General features: G+C 40.8%; 2 protein-coding genes. One reads left to right on the plus strand and one right to left on the minus strand.

The genetic code is table 11. The annotated features are described in order from the left end of the window. Positions 1-869: Hsp70 family protein (locus Q8907_17040; GenBank protein MDP4275976.1), on the minus strand; the 869-nt coding region annotated here is incomplete at its 3' end. Positions 870-1,122: 253 nt separating this feature from the next. On the opposite strand from Q8907_17040, the gene Q8907_17045 reads away from it, so the two are divergent. After that, positions 1,123-1,369, plus strand: a 247-nt coding sequence (locus tag Q8907_17045; protein MDP4275977.1) for a hypothetical protein, incomplete at its 3' end; no start/stop codon positions are given.

Genomic DNA, 1,369 nt, shown 5'->3' on the forward strand with positions numbered 1-1,369 from the left:
AGGTGCTTTGGAATACCGTTCACCGGCATAATGTAAGGCAGGTTGATTTCCGTTGTGGTTGAACTGGAAAGCTCAATCTTGGCTTTTTCTGCAGCTTCCTTCAAGCGCTGTAAAGCCATAGGATCTTTTCTTAAGTCAACGCCTTCATCATTCTGAAATTCATCAGCCATCCAGTTGATCAGGACGTGGTCAAAATCGTCACCGCCCAGGTGGGTATCTCCGTTTGTTGATTTCACTTCAAACACGCCATCACCCAGTTCAAGAATGGATATATCGAATGTGCCCCCACCCAGGTCGAAGACAGCAATCTTCATGTCCTTGCTTTTTTTATCAAGGCCATAAGCCAAAGCTGCGGCGGTAGGTTCATTGATGATTCTCTTTACATGTAAACCCGAAATTTCGCCGGCTTCTTTGGTGGCCTGTCGCTGTGAATCGCTAAAATAAGCAGGTACAGTGATGACAGCCTCGGTTACTTCCTGGCCCAGGTAATCTTCAGCAGTTTTCTTCATTTTCTGAAGGATCATGGCTGAAATTTCCTGAGGAGTATATAAACGGTCTTCAATTTTTACACGGGGCGTATTGTTGTCCCCGCGAATTACATTGTAAGGTACACGTTCTATTTCCTTGGTTACTTTATCGTAAGTTTCGCCCATAAAACGTTTAATCGAATAAACCGTTTTTTGTGAGTTGGTGATGGCCTGTCTTTTTGCAGGATCGCCAACTTTCCTTTCTCCATTATCAATAAAGGCAACAATTGAAGGAGTGGTCCGTTTGCCTTCGCTGTTGGGAATAACAACCGGCTCGTTACCTTCCATCACTGCTACGCATGAATTGGTGGTTCCTAAATCTATGCCAATAATTTTGCTCATATTCTTTATTTTATAGTTATTGTACTTTTAATTTCTGCTGATATCCTTTCAATGATTGTGCCATGATTTTGAGCTTTGTCAAAAAGGAAATTTTGGCATTCTCCAAGGAGGGCTTTTTAGAAAATTGTCACCAATATGTCAAAATGACATAATAAGTCTGACAGATAATATTTCATCCCGGAAGTTTTTTGTGATGGTCAAACTTATATCTTCGCAATAAAAAATCAATTACAAATTTAATCATGTAGGAATAATGAAAAAACATATTTTTACTAAAGGGCTTTTTAGTCTTTGTGTATTCCTTGCCTGTGGTTGGGTATCTGTAAAAGGGCAGGACGTTCCGGTTAAAGAAGCCAGTTTGTTGTATGAGGCCGGGGCAGTCAATGCTGAAGGTTCGATGTGGATTCCCAAAACTCAGGAACTATATTGGATAGACATTGAAAAAGGCATTTTTAACATCCTTAACCCGGTGAACAAGCATAATCGTGCTTACCCGTTGG

It is taken from the genome of Bacteroidota bacterium, from assembly GCA_030706565.1.
Taxonomy (GTDB): Bacteria; Bacteroidota; Bacteroidia; order Bacteroidales; family JAUZOH01; genus JAUZOH01.